The sequence below is a fragment of the Virgibacillus ihumii genome (assembly GCF_902726655.1).
GTDB lineage: Bacteria > Bacillota > Bacilli > Bacillales > Amphibacillaceae > Lentibacillus > Lentibacillus ihumii.
Genome location: NZ_CACVAN010000001.1, coordinates 1,431,293 through 1,447,366, shown reverse-complemented (window position 1 = coordinate 1,447,366; position 16,074 = coordinate 1,431,293). Strand labels below are relative to the sequence as shown.

Annotated in this window: 16 protein-coding genes and 1 riboswitch; of the genes, 6 read left to right on the top strand and 10 right to left on the bottom strand. The window is 41.0% G+C overall.

The window, feature by feature from the left end; all coding sequences use genetic code 11:
- Nucleotides 1-104: 104 nt before the first annotated feature.
- A complete protein-coding gene (locus HUX68_RS07265; protein ID WP_174614204.1) occupies nucleotides 105-671 on the bottom strand; it encodes a YitT family protein in 567 nt (188 codons plus the stop codon).
- Nucleotides 672-792: 121 nt separating this feature from the next.
- A riboswitch (guanidine-I (ykkC/yxkD leader) is annotated at nucleotides 793-886 on the top strand.
- On the opposite strand from HUX68_RS07265, the gene HUX68_RS07260 reads away from it, so the two are divergent.
- From HUX68_RS07260 to HUX68_RS07245, 4 genes are all read left to right on the top strand, one after another.
- Nucleotides 854-1,123 carry a hypothetical protein gene (locus HUX68_RS07260; RefSeq protein ID WP_246206625.1) on the top strand — a complete coding sequence of 90 codons (270 nt, stop codon included), beginning with the start codon at nucleotides 854-856 and terminating at the stop codon, nucleotides 1,121-1,123. (Overlaps the previous riboswitch by 33 nt.)
- An 81-nt stretch (nucleotides 1,124-1,204) precedes the next feature.
- A complete protein-coding gene (locus HUX68_RS07255; RefSeq protein ID WP_174614202.1) occupies nucleotides 1,205-1,543 on the top strand; it encodes a DMT family transporter in 339 nt (112 codons plus the stop codon).
- Nucleotides 1,540-1,854 (top strand): DMT family transporter, encoded by a 315-nt coding sequence (locus HUX68_RS07250; protein WP_174614201.1) that lies wholly within the window; start codon nucleotides 1,540-1,542, stop codon nucleotides 1,852-1,854. Before HUX68_RS07255 ends, HUX68_RS07250 begins: the two co-directional genes overlap by 4 nt.
- Before the next feature lie 69 nt (nucleotides 1,855-1,923).
- Nucleotides 1,924-2,727, top strand: a complete 804-nt coding sequence (locus HUX68_RS07245; RefSeq protein ID WP_174614200.1) for a VLRF1 family aeRF1-type release factor — start codon at nucleotides 1,924-1,926, stop codon at nucleotides 2,725-2,727.
- Between the two features lie 46 nt (nucleotides 2,728-2,773).
- Here HUX68_RS07245 and HUX68_RS07240 read toward each other — a convergent pair whose 3' ends face one another.
- Together HUX68_RS07240 and HUX68_RS07235 are read right to left on the bottom strand one after the other, a co-directional pair.
- A complete protein-coding gene (locus tag HUX68_RS07240) occupies nucleotides 2,774-3,970 on the bottom strand; it encodes an SH3 domain-containing protein (RefSeq protein ID WP_246206624.1) in 1,197 nt (398 codons plus the stop codon).
- A 326-nt stretch (nucleotides 3,971-4,296) separates the two neighbouring features.
- A complete protein-coding gene (locus HUX68_RS07235; protein WP_174614199.1) occupies nucleotides 4,297-5,280 on the bottom strand; it encodes a TIGR00341 family protein in 984 nt (327 codons plus the stop codon).
- A 248-nt stretch (nucleotides 5,281-5,528) separates the two neighbouring features.
- Here HUX68_RS07235 and HUX68_RS07230 point away from each other — a divergent pair, with 248 nt between their 5' ends.
- Nucleotides 5,529-7,040, top strand: coding sequence for a BCCT family transporter (locus tag HUX68_RS07230; RefSeq protein ID WP_174614198.1), 1,512 nt, complete (start codon nucleotides 5,529-5,531; stop codon nucleotides 7,038-7,040).
- 263 nt (nucleotides 7,041-7,303) lie between these two features.
- Here HUX68_RS07230 and HUX68_RS07225 read toward each other — a convergent pair whose 3' ends face one another.
- The 7 genes from HUX68_RS07225 to HUX68_RS07195 form a co-directional block, all read right to left on the bottom strand.
- The gene (locus tag HUX68_RS07225) at nucleotides 7,304-7,480 is read right to left on the bottom strand and encodes a CrcB family protein (protein WP_174614197.1); all 177 of its coding nucleotides are present in this window, start codon (nucleotides 7,478-7,480) and stop codon (nucleotides 7,304-7,306) included.
- On the bottom strand, nucleotides 7,480-7,893 hold the full coding sequence (locus HUX68_RS07220; protein WP_174614196.1) for a Fur family transcriptional regulator: 414 nt from the start codon (nucleotides 7,891-7,893) through the stop codon (nucleotides 7,480-7,482). Before HUX68_RS07220 ends, HUX68_RS07225 begins: the two co-directional genes overlap by 1 nt.
- Nucleotides 7,890-8,744, bottom strand: a complete 855-nt coding sequence (locus HUX68_RS07215) for a metal ABC transporter permease (RefSeq protein ID WP_174614195.1) — start codon at nucleotides 8,742-8,744, stop codon at nucleotides 7,890-7,892. Before HUX68_RS07215 ends, HUX68_RS07220 begins: the two co-directional genes overlap by 4 nt.
- A gap of 17 nt (nucleotides 8,745-8,761) precedes the next feature.
- Nucleotides 8,762-9,517 (bottom strand): metal ABC transporter ATP-binding protein, encoded by a 756-nt coding sequence (locus HUX68_RS07210; RefSeq protein WP_174614194.1) that lies wholly within the window; start codon nucleotides 9,515-9,517, stop codon nucleotides 8,762-8,764.
- Between the two features lie 12 nt (nucleotides 9,518-9,529).
- Nucleotides 9,530-10,462 carry a metal ABC transporter solute-binding protein, Zn/Mn family gene (locus tag HUX68_RS07205; RefSeq protein ID WP_174614193.1) on the bottom strand — a complete coding sequence of 311 codons (933 nt, stop codon included), beginning with the start codon at nucleotides 10,460-10,462 and terminating at the stop codon, nucleotides 9,530-9,532.
- Between the two features lie 659 nt (nucleotides 10,463-11,121).
- Nucleotides 11,122-12,294 (bottom strand): IS256 family transposase, encoded by a 1,173-nt coding sequence (locus HUX68_RS07200; RefSeq protein ID WP_174616299.1) that lies wholly within the window; start codon nucleotides 12,292-12,294, stop codon nucleotides 11,122-11,124.
- A 289-nt stretch (nucleotides 12,295-12,583) separates the two neighbouring features.
- A complete protein-coding gene (locus HUX68_RS07195) occupies nucleotides 12,584-13,435 on the bottom strand; it encodes a YitT family protein (protein WP_174614192.1) in 852 nt (283 codons plus the stop codon).
- Nucleotides 13,436-13,658: 223 nt separating this feature from the next.
- Between HUX68_RS07195 and HUX68_RS07190 the strand changes: the two genes are divergently transcribed.
- Entirely contained in the window at nucleotides 13,659-16,058 is a 2,400-nt protein-coding gene (locus tag HUX68_RS07190) for a 3-hydroxyacyl-CoA dehydrogenase/enoyl-CoA hydratase family protein (protein WP_174614191.1), read from the top strand.
- The last annotated feature ends 16 nt before the right edge of the window (nucleotides 16,059-16,074 follow it).

Sequence of the window (16,074 nt, the reverse complement as noted above, 5' to 3'; positions counted from 1 at the left end):
TTATTTTAGAAGGCTTACTTAAAGAAAAATTATAATATCTATAATTAATCTTTCCGGTTGGAAGGGTTGATAAATAGAATGCAGCAGCTGACAGAAGTGTTCTGTCAGCTGCTTTTTTTCGTAATGACGGATGTGGTCAATCCAATAACACCAACCATCAGACTGGAATAAAAAATAGTTGTTTCCTTAATAACGGTTGACCCTATCAAAATGACGAGGCCATCAATGAAAAGAATAACCATCCCAACGTTGAGTGAAGTACTTTTTGAAATCATTAAAGCAAGGAGGTCAGTCCCCCCCGTGCTAATCTTTGTGTACAGCATAATTCCAATGCCTGCCCCGATCACGACTCCTCCAGTCAACGCACTAATCAGAATAGGTACTGTATTCAACGTGGATAATGGGTGAAAATAATCAATAAGACACGATGAAACCAGCAGACCATGCATCCCATTATAAAAATAGGTGCGAAAATGAAACCAGGCATAGATGTATAGTGGCAGGCTAAGGATAATAATGGTTAAACCAGGCTTGAGCCCGAATGTATATTTGGCGATTAAACCAAGTCCGATAATACCGCCATCCACTAAATGGTGCGGGATAACAAAGCAATTAATCCCAATCGCAATCAGGCAGCTGCCAAATAGTGTTGAAATTATTTTATTTAACATGGAAGCATTCACCACATATCTCGTCCAAATTTTTTCTTTATATAAAGGTATGAAACTGCAACGGGAATTATCCGTACATAGAAAGGTTGACCGGAAAAGAATTATTGGCTATACTGTCATTATTAAAGTCTTCTAGGGTTCCGCAGCGTTTGGCTGGACTGGTCCGAGAGAAGACGCACGGTATGTGTTCACGGCGGGAGAAAAGCCCGGGAGGATATCAGCGCGATATCGTCCCGGGCTTTTTGTTTTGGATAGCTATTAGTGTAATAAGTGGAACATCAACCTTACGGGGAGAACATCAACTGTACGGGGAAAACATCAACCGTACGGGGAGAACATCGACCATACGGGAAAAACATCAACCGTATCAGGCAAACATCAACCATACGGGAAAAACATCGACCGTACGAGGCAAACATCAACCATACGGGAAAAACATCAACCGATCGTGACACAACATCATCACCATCATTTGATCTGAATAAATATCACCCTCCCTAATAGGAGATATTAACATTTCAGGAGGCAGGAAAATGAACAAAAGCTGGAACATTGTATTTTTGGCAGGGTTATTTGAAATTGGCTGGGTAGTTGGATTAAAACATGCTTATAATGTTGGAACCTGGCTTTTAACAGCATTTGCGATTTATTTTAGTATGCATTTGCTAATAATTGCTTCAAGAAAATTGCCGGTTGGAACTGCATATGCAGTTTTCGCCGGAATGGGAACAGTAGGGACGACAATCCTGGGCTTTACGATTTTTGGTGAACCCTTCAGCCTGGCAAAAACTATCCTGATTGCAATTCTGTTAACAGGAGTTGTCGGGTTAAAAATGATTACGTCTGAAGAGCAAGGGGAGCACGCAATATGAGTTGGGTATTTCTACTAATCGCAGGAGCCGGTGAAATTGTCGGTGTAATGGGGATAAATAAAATAAATAATGAAAAAAGTATCAATTCGTTTGTTTGGCTGCTGGGTGGTTTTATAAGCAGTTTTATTTTCCTGAGTATTGCCATGCAAACTATCCCGATGAGCACTGCATATGCGGTTTGGACAGGGATTGGAACAGTTGGCAGCGCACTTGCAGGAATTATTTTCTATAAGGAATCCACCGATTGGCGCAGGGTGCTGTTCATCAGTATGGTTCTGTCAGCCGCAGTAGGATTAAAGCTCATCTCCTAGCATGTTTACAAACAGATAATATCGGAAACTGAAACAGTAACAATTATTTTAAAGGGGTGCCGATATTACATGGAATTGATTGAACAGATTAAGCAACTGGAAAATGTAAAAAAAGACGGTACAAATAAAGTATTATCAATGTATTTGAACACAGATCCATCTGATCCGGAGCAGCAAGCTGGTGAGTGGAAAATTCATTTTAAGAACGGGTTACGGAATTTTGAAAGTTATCTGGAACAATCCGATGATAAGGAAGAACTGAAAAACTTTCAACTTGTTAAGCAGAAAGCGGAAAAATATATTCATTCGAATGAACAGCATCTGCAAAGAGGGGTCATTTTGTTTGCCTCTGCTGATGAAAGTGTATGGTATGCAACCCGGGTTCAAATGCGGTTAAAAACAGAATTTTACTGGGAGGAAACACCACAGCTCGAGCAGTTGAAAAAACTTCATGATGAATTTCCGAAGTCCGGTATTATTTTGGTGCAGCAGGATCAGATTAAAGTGATGGAAACAGCGTTAAATGAAATTTTGGATACGTCCTATTATCAATTCGATTTGGATACAGACCATTGGCGTCAGTTTACCGGACCGCATAAAGCGGATGCATCAATGGGGTCTGGTGGTAAAAGTTCACAGCAGGACGAATTTAAAGAACGCTATCAGGCCAATAGGCAACGCTGGTATAAAAAAATCGCTCCAAAAATGGATAAGTTGGCGAAAGATCATGACTGGGAAAAAATATATGTTATCGGTGAATCAGACGGATCTCATGAACTGGAAGAACAGATGAATAAACCAGCAAACCAGATCATTCATAAGAATATGCTCGATCATGAGGAAACGGAAGTTTTGCAAACGGTATTTGGTTAAATGGATTAAAAGCGGCAGCATCTGAAGAGGTGCTGCCGCTTTTTAATCAATAACTTGCCAGTTCACTTTCCGGTGTCTGAATAATTACCGGGTTTTTGGCTGGATCAAGCCACTGCAAAATTTTTACGACATTGTTCTTTGAAACCCCCGTACATCCAAGTGTATAACTGTTTGAAATATGAAAGAAAATAGCGCTCCCGGCACCTGGTGTTTGTTGTGTATTGTAATTTATGACAAAACCATACGTGTATGCCGGAATGTCCATGTTTTCTGCACTATTCCACTGCTGCTTAGTTTCCTGTCTTGATTGCCATGTATTGTATAACGAAGAATTCGAGTCATTGACCCAAACATGGTCAGATGTTATTGCCCGAAATGGAAGTTTTGTACCCGGATTCCCGCTTCGTCCAAAGGCAAAGCCAATGGAGTACTTGCCTGTTGGGCTTTTTCCGTCACCTTCCACTTTATTTACAGCAAACCCATTTTTACCGATGTGTCCTGGTATCGACAGTATACGCGCCCAAGCTCCCTGTGAGTTCCGTTCAAAAGTCTGAACGGTTGCCGAACTCGTTCCATAACCATTGGTTGTCACTAAAATTAATTGGTTGTTTGCATCAATGGTGTTAAGCTTTTGTGCGTCGTTGTTTGGAACAGTTGGTTTCGGTTCATTGGAATTATTATTCGTTCGGTCCCGCTCTTTCTGAATATTTGTGTCCTTTTGTGTTGAATCCTTTTGCTGGTTTGAATCTTCACTTTGGGTGCCATTATTTTCTTCATCGTGATTGTTAGTATTGCTGTCTCTGGGGGCATTAGAAACAACTTTGGTTTTCTCACCGGAAAGATAGTTTCCATTTACATAGCCTTGGATGTTTGTACCATTTACTTTCACCCACCCATTGATTGTGTTTTCCATCGCCACTTTAATAGTTTCGTTTAGACTCAAAATACCAATCACCTCATGGTCAACACCCGGCCCGCTCCAGACATTCAGTTCAGAAACTGCTATGTACTTGGTAACATAGGTTTCAGATTTTTGCTTGTTTCCCAGTGTCGTTTTTTTGGTTTTTTCTTTGTCGTCAACTTTGAACACTATCGATTTTTCTTTTGCCAGATTATCCATGGGACTATGTAATTTTGCTTCAAGGTGTTTTTTCTTCTCATTTGCATTTATAGTTATAACCAAAATAAGTGCTGTCAGTGAAAAGATAATGACTCCCAGCGTGGCGGACTTTCCCTTGGACATTTATACAACCTCCTTTGTTGTATCAGTATACAGGAAAAAAGGGGTGATTTTGTATAAATAAGGTAAATTATTAGCCACGCAGCAGTTAAGGCGATTGCTAATGAACAAAAAACGTATATCACTGCTGCTGTTAAATAATAAAAGGATTGTTTCTACATCGAAAGCAGATAAAAACATTTGCTTTTTATATCGTTATAACCTATGGCTTAGGTGTTTTTCTTGCTTTCTTGGAATATGTGATGGGGGTATGATTGTGTATACTTTCCAAAAAGGCAATTAAATAAGTTGTTTTCCTTATAATAAGAGCTAAAGGCATTGATGAAAAATTAAATCAGGATAACCGTTATGACTAGTGTAATCCCAATAATACTGGTGAACAGAAGGGCATTAAGTCGTGATGTGTTCGCGTCCTTAATGTCCTTCCAGTTCACGGGCTTTATACCGCTTATCCAGAAGACAACAATGGCTGATAAAAGAATGGCGTTTACATTGATTAGCAGGAGCAGCAATGGGGTCAGGGCATCTTCCCACCTTGCTGCACCAGCCATCATACCGAATACAACTGCTGTTGGCAGGACAGCCAGGGAAACCATCACACCAACTAATTGCCCCTTTGACCTTTTAACAAATGATAATGCTCCTGCGCCACCAGCGGAAATTGCAACCAGTACATCTAGCATATGGACGTTTGTTTGCGCAATAAATTCACCACTATCGGTTGGAAGTGGAAAAAAATATCCGAACAACCCAGCGATTACGATGGGAATAAAGATTGCATACAAGGCAGTGACAATAGTTTTCTTAGCTAATTTCCCTTCACCTATTACACAAGAAAAGGCGGTTCCGATGATTGGTCTGAACGACGGATCAATTACATTTGCGCCAAGTACCAGGGTAGGGCTGTTTTGTATAATGCCAACTGCAGCAACAAGCGCTGCAAAAATAGTGAACCAGGAAAAACTTGTGTTAAATTCTCCTGATGTCTTAACAACGGAATATAACTCATGTTTACTGGCCCGCTCAAATTCTTCTTTACCATCATCAGGGATATTTTTTTCATTAAGCCTGCTTGGGATGTAAGCTTTTATGGTGTAAAGTACAGCGTCAAATTCATGATTTTTCTGCTGCGCCAGCTTTTCCAGATAGTTCAGTATGTTTTCGGAATCCTCTTTTTTTACAAGAATTCGTATTAATGTTTGGTTATTTTTGGCAGGGTAAGTCCAATGGGAGATGGAGGAAAAGTTTGTAATCAGTTCCTTTTTATAGTCAAAATTATTTGGTGCATAAACCTCAATCATCTGAAGCTCCATTGTTATTCCTCTCAATTTCTTCTAAGATATTATTCATTCTATCCGATTCGATATGCACTCATTCCTAACAGTAAGGGAAGTTAGTATGTGTTTAACAACCTATTATTCAAGAAAGAGTGCAATCCTCGAATAACAAGGATTAAAGTTCAGTGCTCGAAAATGTTTAGCGGAATACAAGTCGGGTAAATTATAATATATTTTAATCTTCTCCTCACAAAAAAATCACCTAAAACGGGAAAGGATATGTTATGAAGAATAAAGATACTTATAAAAATCCAGTATTTTTTATTTCAGCAATTATTGTTGGCTTGTTAGTTATCATTGGGGCTTTTATGCCAGAGCGGTTTGGCAAAGTAGCACAAACACTTTTTGATTTTACAACGGTAAACTTTGGATGGTTTTATTTACTGGCTGTATTTATTATTATTCTGTTCCTGATTGGACTTTCCGTAAGTAAATATGGAAAGACGCGATTAGGGCCTTCTGATTCATGCCCGGAATACCCATTTTTTACATGGATTGGCATGTTGTTCTCGGCAGGTTTTGGCGTATCTCTTGTTTTCTGGAGTGTCGCAGAACCGATGAGTCATTTTTTTGTAACACCATTTCCGGGTATTGAGCCTCAGTCAGAGGAAGCAGCCAGGGTGGCAATGGGTTACTCCTTTTTCCACTGGGGGATCAGCCAGTGGGCGGTTTTTGCGATTGCCGGGCTGGCTATCGCTTTTATTCAATTCAGAAAAAAGGGGAGTGGCTTGATTTCTGTTGCAATCAAACCCGCTATCGGGAAAAACAGGGGGGTAGCGAATGCGATTAATATATTGGCTGTAATTGCTACAGTCATGGGTGTTGCGACAACGGTCGGATTATCGTTTATCCAGCTAAATGGAGGGTTGTCATCCGTATTTAATATTCCAAATAACATTGGAGTCCAGCTCATAATAGCTTTAATCATGCTGGTTTGCTATTTAGTTTCTTCTGGTACAGGATTGGATAAAGGAATAAAGTGGCTGAGCAACTTAAATTTAGGACTCGCTCTACTCATTATGTTAATTGTATTTTTACTGGGACCAACGGTATTTATTTTAAATTCTTTTGTGCTCGGTATAGGCGACTATATAACAAATTTTGTTCAGTACAGCCTGCGCTTGACACCATATACAAGTGGCGATTGGGTATACCAATGGACGATATTCTATTGGGCATGGGCCATCGCTTGGTCTCCATTTGTAGGAGCATTTGTAGCACGGGTTTCCAGAGGCCGAACTATACGTGAATTTGTCGCAGGTGTGATGGTTGTACCACCAGCTATTGCCTGTGTTTGGATTGCCGTATTTGGCGGAACCGCATTGTACAGTGATTTAAATAATGGAACGCAGATTGCAGAGGCTGTTAATGAAGATGTAACAGTTGCCTTATTTGAAGCATTGGGAGTAGTGCCTTTTACAGACATCTTATCGATTATCTCAATTTTGCTGATTTTTACATTCATGGTAACTTCCGCTGACTCTGCAACTTATATTTTAGGTACCATGACATCCAAAGGAAGTTTGAATCCAGCACTGATAACCAAAATAATATGGGGTGTTCTTATTACAGCAATTGCCCTTGTATTATTATTTACAGGGGGATTAAATGCTTTGCAAACAGCTTCATTGACAGCTGCTTTGCCATTTACAGTCATTCTTCTGATTATGATTATATCGATATGGAAATCAATAAAAGCGGAATACAAACCGAAAGATAATAAGAGAAGCAGTTAAAATCATTCTTTGACTGCTTTTCTTTGCTTTCAGGATGCTGATGTTGTAAAAACTATTTGAACAATTAAGGATATATACAATTGGTATGAAGATGATTATTTATTTTGAAACCAAATATTCATGAAAAGGCGCGATTGTGGCATAGGTATTTGAATTTAAACGACTTTATTGTTACTTCCATAAGTTCGTATTCAGTAATTTTACAAGAAAGCAAACAATCGTCCACATATGCGGACGGTGTAATGCGTTTTATAGCTTCAAAATTAAACAATTTTATTATGATTACGCAACCGCTTTATAATTTCGAGCAAAAAATAATTGCATAAATTGGCTATTAATGTTGCAAAAGGAAATCCGAAACCGGTCGCAAAAACGATTGAAATATCGTAACGGGCCAGCGCACCCGCCATTCCAACGATACCAACTGCTAAATATTGCATCAGGCACTCTGGCACATCGGACATAACCCGTAAATTTCAAATTTATGCCCTTCAATAGCATAATTCCCCAGTTCGCTTTGGATCTCATCCATAGGGCAGACAGCAATTTCTTTTGTTTTGCCGCATTCCTTGCAGATGAAGTGATGGTGATGGTCATGTGTACAGGTAATCTGGAATTGTTTTTCACCGTTCAGAACCGTCGTTTCCAGAATTCCGACTTCATCAAAAAGGTGCAGGTTCCGGTAGACAGTATCAAAGCTGATCCCTTTGTATGTCGGTTCCATAAATTGAATCAGATCTTTGGCGGTCCGGTATCCATCAGCTTTCACAAAAAACGTCAGCATATCTTTTCGTTTAGCAGTAGTTTTATAGCCTTTTTCTTTCAATTGTTTGATAGCTTCATCGAGTTTCATTCGAGTTCACTCTCTCCCTTAGATTTTAATGAAAATCGTTTCATCCCAATGGAAATCAGTAAAATAATAATGGAGATAATAACAATTGTACCTCCAGGCGGGATGCTGAAATAATAGCCGCTGATCAATCCGAGGACAACAGCGAGTTCACCGAAAATAATGGACAGAATAAGCATCTGTTTAAAACCCCGTGCCAGCCGCATGCTTGCTGCAACCGGCAATGTCATCAGTGCAGATACAAGCAAAACACCGACAACCCGGATTGATGCGGCAATCACAAGTGCTGTCATTACAATAAAAAGCAAATGAATCTGTTTGGAATGAAGTCCTGAAACAACGGCATGCTCTTCATCAAACGACAGGGTGACAAGTTCTTTATAAAAAATTCGGATAACAATCATAATGACGATGGAAATGCCAAGGATTGAATAAAAATCTGTTTTGCTTACCGCTGATACAGAGCCGAACAGGTAATTAAACAACTCGGTGTTGAAACCGTCTGCGAGTGAAATGAAAATCACACTCAGTCCGACGCCCCCCGACAGGATAATTGGAATCGCCAGTTCCTCGTATGCTTTATAAACACTGCGGAGTTTTTCAATAAGGATGGATCCGAGCACAGAAAATCCCATTCCGCTGTATAATGGTGTAATGATTCCTGCAGCAACTTTTTTTTCAATTAAAAGGCCAAAGGCAATTCCGGCAAGTGTCACGTGAGATAATGCATCTGCAATCAATGACAGGCGCCGGACAACGATGAACGTTCCCAGAAGCGGGGCAATAATGCCAATCAGGAGCCCGGTCAAAAAAGTATGGCGTAAAAAATCGTATTGTATAAAATCGGCCAGCATGATATTCCCCCCAACTGTTAATGATCGTGTGCCACAATATTTACAGGGTGTCCGTAAAATCGTGATAAATCTTTCTCAGATAATGATGTGTATTCTTCCGGCTTTCCGTGAAAATGAAGTGTCTTATTCAGGCAGACAATATCTGTTGCATGTTCAGTCATCGTGCCAGTATCGTGAGTCACAAGCAGTAATGTTATATTATTTTTATCATTGAGACGGTGCAACAGTTCATAAAACCGTTTGACATTTTCATAATCAATTCCAACTGTCGGTTCGTCCAAAATCAGCAGTTCCGGTTCACTGACAAGGGAGCGGGCAATAAAAATCCGTTGCTGCTGGCCGCCTGACAAGGTACCGATATTTTCATATGCATAGTCGCGCAGCCCCACCTGTTCAATGGCATGCAGAATCTGTGCTTTGTGTTTGGATTTCAGAAATGAGAAGTAACCGATTTTGGCTGTAAGCCCCATGGATACGACTTCAAAAACAGTAGCCGGGAATCCCTTATTAAAAGAGTTTGCTTTCTGGGAAACAAAGCCAATTTTATTTTTCGATTTGAATTTTTCAAGCGGCTTTCCAAACAGCTCGATTTGACCATGATCCGGCTTCAGCAGTCCGAGAATCAGTTTAATTAGAGTCGTTTTTCCTCCCCCATTTGGTCCTACAAGACCCATAAAGGCTCCGGAGGGAATCTCAAAGTTGATGTGATTCAGGACGGTTTTGTTTTCATATGCGTACGTAATATTTTTCATGGAAACAATCGGTTCACTCATGGGAATACCTCCTTAATCGGTTGCTGTATCAAGTACTTCCAGATTGTGTTTCATCAGGAATAAATAATCTTCACCATTATCAATATTCTCCTGTGTGAGTACGGAAAGATTATGGATGTGCAATGCCTCTAAACCGAGCTGCTCCTGAATAATTTTGGACACCTGATCTGCGCCGTTCTGTTCGAAAATGACATACTTCATATTGTGTTCTTTTGCGGTGTCGATAATTTTGGTCAATTCTTTTTGTGATGGCTCTTCGCTTGATGACAGTCCACTAATGGCAATCTGCTCAATACCATAGCGTTCTTCCCAATACCCGTAGGCAGCATGTGCTACAAGAATTTCCTTGTTTTCTTTATTCTTTAACGTTTGTTTAAATTGTTTATCCAATGCAAGCAGATCTTTCTTCAGCTTGTTAAAGTTGTCGATGTAGATTTCTTTTTTTTCCGGATTCATATCAATCAATTTCCCTTTAATGATCCCGGCCATATCAAGCATACGGGTCGGATCAAGCCAAATATGCGGATCTTTACCCCCGTGCTGATGCCCGCCATGTTTGTGGTTCTTATGTTCGGAATTTTTATGAAAAAGTTCTTCGTATGTTCCGAGTTCGATCAGTTTGACATCCTGCGAACTTAGTGCATCTGCTGCAGATTCGGCAAAGCCTTCCATGCCGGCACCGAGATAAATAAATGCATCAGCTTCTGCGATGTCGGTCATTTCCTTCGTTGTCGGTTCATAGGTGTGTGCATCAACCCCTGGCGGGTAAACAGATTCAGCATTCAATGTATTACCACCGATCCGCTCGACTGCATATTGGATTGGGTAAATCGAAGTATAAACAGTCATACCTTCACTATCGGACTGCCCCGATGGCGATGAAGCGCATCCCGCAGTTATTATTCCTGTAATAAAAAGTGTGAGTAGTAGTTTGTAAAAACGCATGATCTAATCCTTTCTCTGTTAAATGGACTTCATCATCATATCGTAATGATTACGATTTGTAAACAGTAATGATTACGATTAGCTTTTTTAAACGGTGGGATACTGCATGAAATTGTCGTTATAAATAAAATTGTGGAAACAGTTGAGGTGATTGCATTTCAGTCAGTATCGAACTCGCCGAAAATGTGCGGCCTGCCAATGTTATGTTTGTATTAGAAGGCATTTTCAAAAAATTAATCGGAATGGCGCCTGAAGCGCTGCCCGGTTATATTGATTATATTAGGGGGAACTATTTGCATGGGAAGAATATCAACTGATTAGGAGAAAACATCAACCGCACGAGCGGAACATCAACTGTACGAGCGGAACATCAACCGTACAAGCAGAACATCACCCGCACGAGCGAAACATCACCCGCACGAGCGAAACATCAACCGCACGAGCGGCACATCAACCGCACGGGCGGAACATCAACTGTACGAGCGGCACATCAACCGCACGAGCGAAACATCAACCGCACAAGCAGAACATAGTCAAGTCCTTATCTATGTGTAAAAGTCCAATACAAGTTTTCAACCTTATGATGGTATTTATGTGAATTTGATGTGGTGGGAAGGGCCCTTCCCACCACATCAAATTTTCGCGCGCTGGAATCCTCTTCAACTTTTGTTTCGAATAAACCTTTTTTTATTCTTTTGTTGCCCTTCATAATCCATTAGTACTGCGCCAATTAGACGGAAGGCGGATTGTGTATTCGGAAATATACGAATGACTCTTTCCCGCCTTCTAACTTCTTCATTTAGGCGTTCCAATGAATTCGTGCTGCGTATGAATGTATGATATTTCTCTTCTTCATTGAGATACTGAATGGCATCATCGAAGCCTTCTTCCAATGTCTTAAGTGCTTGATTTAGCTTTGGATCTTCTTCGTAACGCGTGACGAACTCCTCCTTGAAGTTTCTTGCGTCATCTGGTGTAACGGCTTTAAAAATCCGTTTTAACCCCGTGATTACCTCTGACATACCCTTCTTTGGCAGTTGATCCACAATATTTCGTTTAAAATGAACGGTGCAGCGTTGCCATGAGGTTCCGAGGAATTCCTCCTGTATTGCTTTTTTGAGCCCTTTATGGGCATCTGAAATCATAAGTCTTGGTGAATGCAGCCCCCGGCCTTTCAGCTCTTTTAAAAAGCTTTTCCAAGCTTCGTAACTTTCGGTATGGTCAACCTTTAATCCGAGCACTTCCCGTTGGTTATCCTCGCTTATCGCTGTCGCAATGTAGACAGCTTTGGATACAACCTTACGATGCTCGCGAACTTTGATATACATGGCATCTACAAAAATGTACGGATAATAGGTGTTTGCCAAATTTCGATTCGCCCATTTATTGACGATAGGGTCTAGTTTCTCTGTAAGCGATGATACAAAGGACTTGGATACGCTCTCTCCACACAATTCTTCTACTACATTTCGAACCTTGCGTGTGGAGACCCCGTTCACCACCATTTCAAGCAGGGCAAGAACGAAAGCCTGGTCACAGCGTTGATACTTTTCAAAAATACTTGGTGAAAACTCACCGCTGCGAGTCCGTGGAACCCGTAACTTGATCTTTCCAATACTCATCAAATATTCTCTTTCATAATAGCCGTTTCGATAATCACGTGAACTACCAGTACGGGCGTATGGCGGAACGTCCAAAAATTCATCCCGTTCCTTTTCCATATACTCATTCAGAATTAATACAGCTGTTGATTTATAGATAGCGTTCATATTGGAGTTCATAATCTCATCTTTTAACTTGTCCATGTTTAGGTTAAAATGTAGTTGGGTCATCATTAATTCCTCCTTATGTTTTTGTGGTTGAAAACATTGTATCATAGGAATTAATATGGCCCTTTCTTATTTCGCTTTTACACAATTATACGGACTTAACCCAGAACATCAACCGCACGGGCGGAACATCAACTGTACGATCGAAACATCAACCGCATGAGCAGAACATCAACCATACGGGGGTCATTCGGATCAACTACCGATAGAAGTTGAAAAGCGTTGATTTAATCAGGCAATCACTGAATAAATAGATTCAGTGATTGCAATATGGATGCGAATTAACTCCGTGCTACAGCTTTTGCCCATAATACTTGTCCAACGAAAAGCCGCGGCCGAGAATTTCTGATGCGTTCAGGAAAATCACAAATGAAGTTGGTTCTTCCTGTTGCAGCATCCGTTTCAGCTGTACAGCTTCCTGCTGTTCTGTTACACAGAGAATCATTGTTTTGTTCTCGTTTGAGTAACCGCCTACCGTACGGATTTTTGTCATACCGCGATCAATTTGTTCATTGATCAATTGTTGGATTTTTTCTTCCTGCTCGGTAATGATCAGGATAAGCTTTGATGCGGAAGTGCGCAGCTGGACCATATCGATTGTCTTACTCGTAATATAGATACACATTAATGCAAAGAGTGTCAACTCCAAATTAAAGACGATTATAGAAGAGATAACGACAAAACCGTCAACAATTAATTGCGAATAGCCGCTTGAAAGACCGGTGAATTTTTTGACAACCTGGGCAATCGCTGCGGTTCCGCCGGTTGACCCGCCGCCTTTATAAACCGTGCCTAAGCCAACACCCAGAATGATTCCGCCGTAGATGGCACCCAACAATGGATTCGTTATGGTATACGGGATATCTGCACTCAAATAAATGATAAATGGAACCCAAAATGTTCCGACGAGTGTTTTACCGCTGAAATCTTTTCCCAACGCGATCCAGCCCAGAATAAATATCGGTAAATTGATCAGAAACTGGGTATATGCTGGACTCAGCTCATACAATTCATACAGAATGGTACTGACCCCGGAAATACCACCGGCTGCAAGTTTGGCCGGCAGCAGGAATATATTATAAGAAAGAGCGACGAGTGTTGCGCCGATAATAATTAACAGGTATTCGTACATTAACTTTTTCATATCTCAAATTCCTTTCTGTAAATGATGCCTATATCAGTTTAACGCAGTTTTCAAAAGGGGAACAGTCTAACGTGCAATAATCTTCAACAAAAATAAATTCATTTTTATTTGCTAAAAATCAGATAATAATTTATACTTGGAATAGACGGATAGGGAGCTATCTTTTATTTTTACGATAAAAAATGAATGAGTGTTCATTCAAATAGAGTGAGGGGGACAAATCATGAAGCACTCAATCAAGCGTGCCGCGGTGCTGGGCTCAGGTGTAATGGGATCCGGAATTGCTGCACACCTGGCCAATGTAGGGATACCAACAATTATGCTTGATATTGCACCGCGTGAATTAACCAAGGATGAAGAGAAAAAAGGATTTACACTGGACGACAACGCTGTCCGAAATCGTATGGCAGCAGAAAGCAAAAAAGCATTGCTTAAACAAAAGCCATCACCCATCACATCCAAAAAGAGCCTCGATTTAATCGAGATTGGTAACATGGATGACGACATGGAGAAGCTGGCAGATGTTGACTGGATTATTGAAGTCGTTGTTGAAAATTTGGATATTAAGAAAAAAGTCTTTGCCAATGTGGATAAATATCGTAAAGAGGGAACGATTGTCAGTTCCAATACATCAGGGATTTCGGTGGGAGCGATGTCAGCAGATTGCTCAGAGGATTTCCGAAAACATTTTATGGGCACACATTTTTTCAATCCGCCACGTTATTTGAAATTGCTTGAAGTGATTCCGACGAAAGATACGGATTCGGAAGTTCTGGCTTTCATGAAAAAATTCGGGGAGGACGTTTTAGGTAAAGGTGTTGTCGAAGCGAAGGATACACCGAACTTCATTGCAAACCGGATTGGTACGTATGGACTTTTGGTAACAGTTCAGGAAATGCTGAAAGGCGGCTACAGTATCGGGGAAGTGGATTCAGTCACAGGTCCGATGATCGGGCGTCCGAAAAGTGCCACGTTCCGCACATTGGATGTTGTCGGACTGGATACGTTCATTCATGTGGCAAATAATGTGCATGATCAGGTGGAAGGCAAGGAAAAAGAATTGTTCGAGGTGCCTGACTTCATGTTGAAAATGCAGGAGAAAGGCTGGTTCGGCGCAAAGAGCGGCCAAGGGTTCTTCCTGAAGAAGAAAGGAAAAGATGGAAGTACAATCTATCAATTGAACCCGAACACACTGGAATATGAGGATCGCAGAAAATTAAAGACCCAGGCAACGGAACTGGCCAAACAGGAGAAAGGTTCAAGGCAAAAATTGAAAGCGCTTGTAAATGCGAAAGGTGATCGCGCAGGCGACTTTGTCTGGTCTGTGCTGAAACCGGCATTGCTTTACTCGGCTGAACTGAGCGGTGAAATTGCTGATGACATTGTTTCCATTGATCAGGCAATGAAGTGGGGCTTTGGCTGGGAAATTGGCCCATTTGAAACATGGGATGCCATCGGTGTGAAAAAATCTGTTGAGCGTATGCAGGAAGAAGGCGAAACGATTCCGGCATGGGTATTGAAAATGCTTGAAAGCGGCAATGACTCGTTTTATAAAACGGAAAATGGCAATGTCTACTATTATGACAACGGCGAATACAATCAACAGTATTTTAACCCGAAAGAGATTAATATAAAGCGGATGAAAGAAGTCAATGGTGTTATCAAAAAAAATACCGGTGCCAGTTTGATAGATATGGGAGATGATGTTGCACTGCTTGAGTTCCATTCACAAAGCAATGCTATCGGACTGGACATTATTCAAATGGTAAATCATGCCATTGAAGAAGTCGGCAAAAATTACAAAGGACTTGTAATCGGTAACCAGGGTAAAAATTTCTGTGTCGGTGCCAACCTTGGCTTGATGCTGATGGAAGCACAGGATGACAATTTCTTTGAACTCGACATGGTTGTCCGCCAGTTCCAGAACATGGCGATGAACATTAAGTATTCCGAAAAGCCGGTGGTCACTGCGCCATTTAATATGACACTCGGAGGCGGTGCGGAAGTTTCCTTGCCGGCTGCGGCCATTCAGGCATCAGCCGAAACGTATATGGGACTTGTTGAATTTGGCGTCGGGCTCATTCCGGGCGGTGGCGGAACAAAAGAACTTTATTTGAAAGAACTCCGCAATCTGCCGAAGGGCGTGAAGCTGGATTTGACCAAAGTTGCCAATGATGTTTTTGAAAAAGTAGCGATGGCAAAGGTATCGACATCTGCAGAGGAAGCTGTAGAGAACGGATTTTTGAATAAAAATGATGCCATCAGTATAAATCCGGATCACTTGCTACATGATGCCAAGCAACGTGTGCTTGCATTGGATAAGTCGGGCTACCAAGCACCGCAGCCTGAAAAAATTCCGGTTGTTGGAGATGCCGGTTATGCCGCGATGCTCCTTGGAGCAAAAACACTGCGCTTTGGGGGCTATGCATCAGACCATGATGTGAAAATTGCTGAAAAATTGGCCTATGTGCTATCAGGAGGACGCATTAAAGAAGGTACTTTAATCGATGAGCAGACAATGCTTGATTTGGAACGTGAAGCATTCCTGAGTTTAATTTCAGAACCAATGACACAACAGCGTATGCAGCACATGCTGTTAAAAGGTAAACCATTACGCAACTAATTGAAGAGGGGGAAGA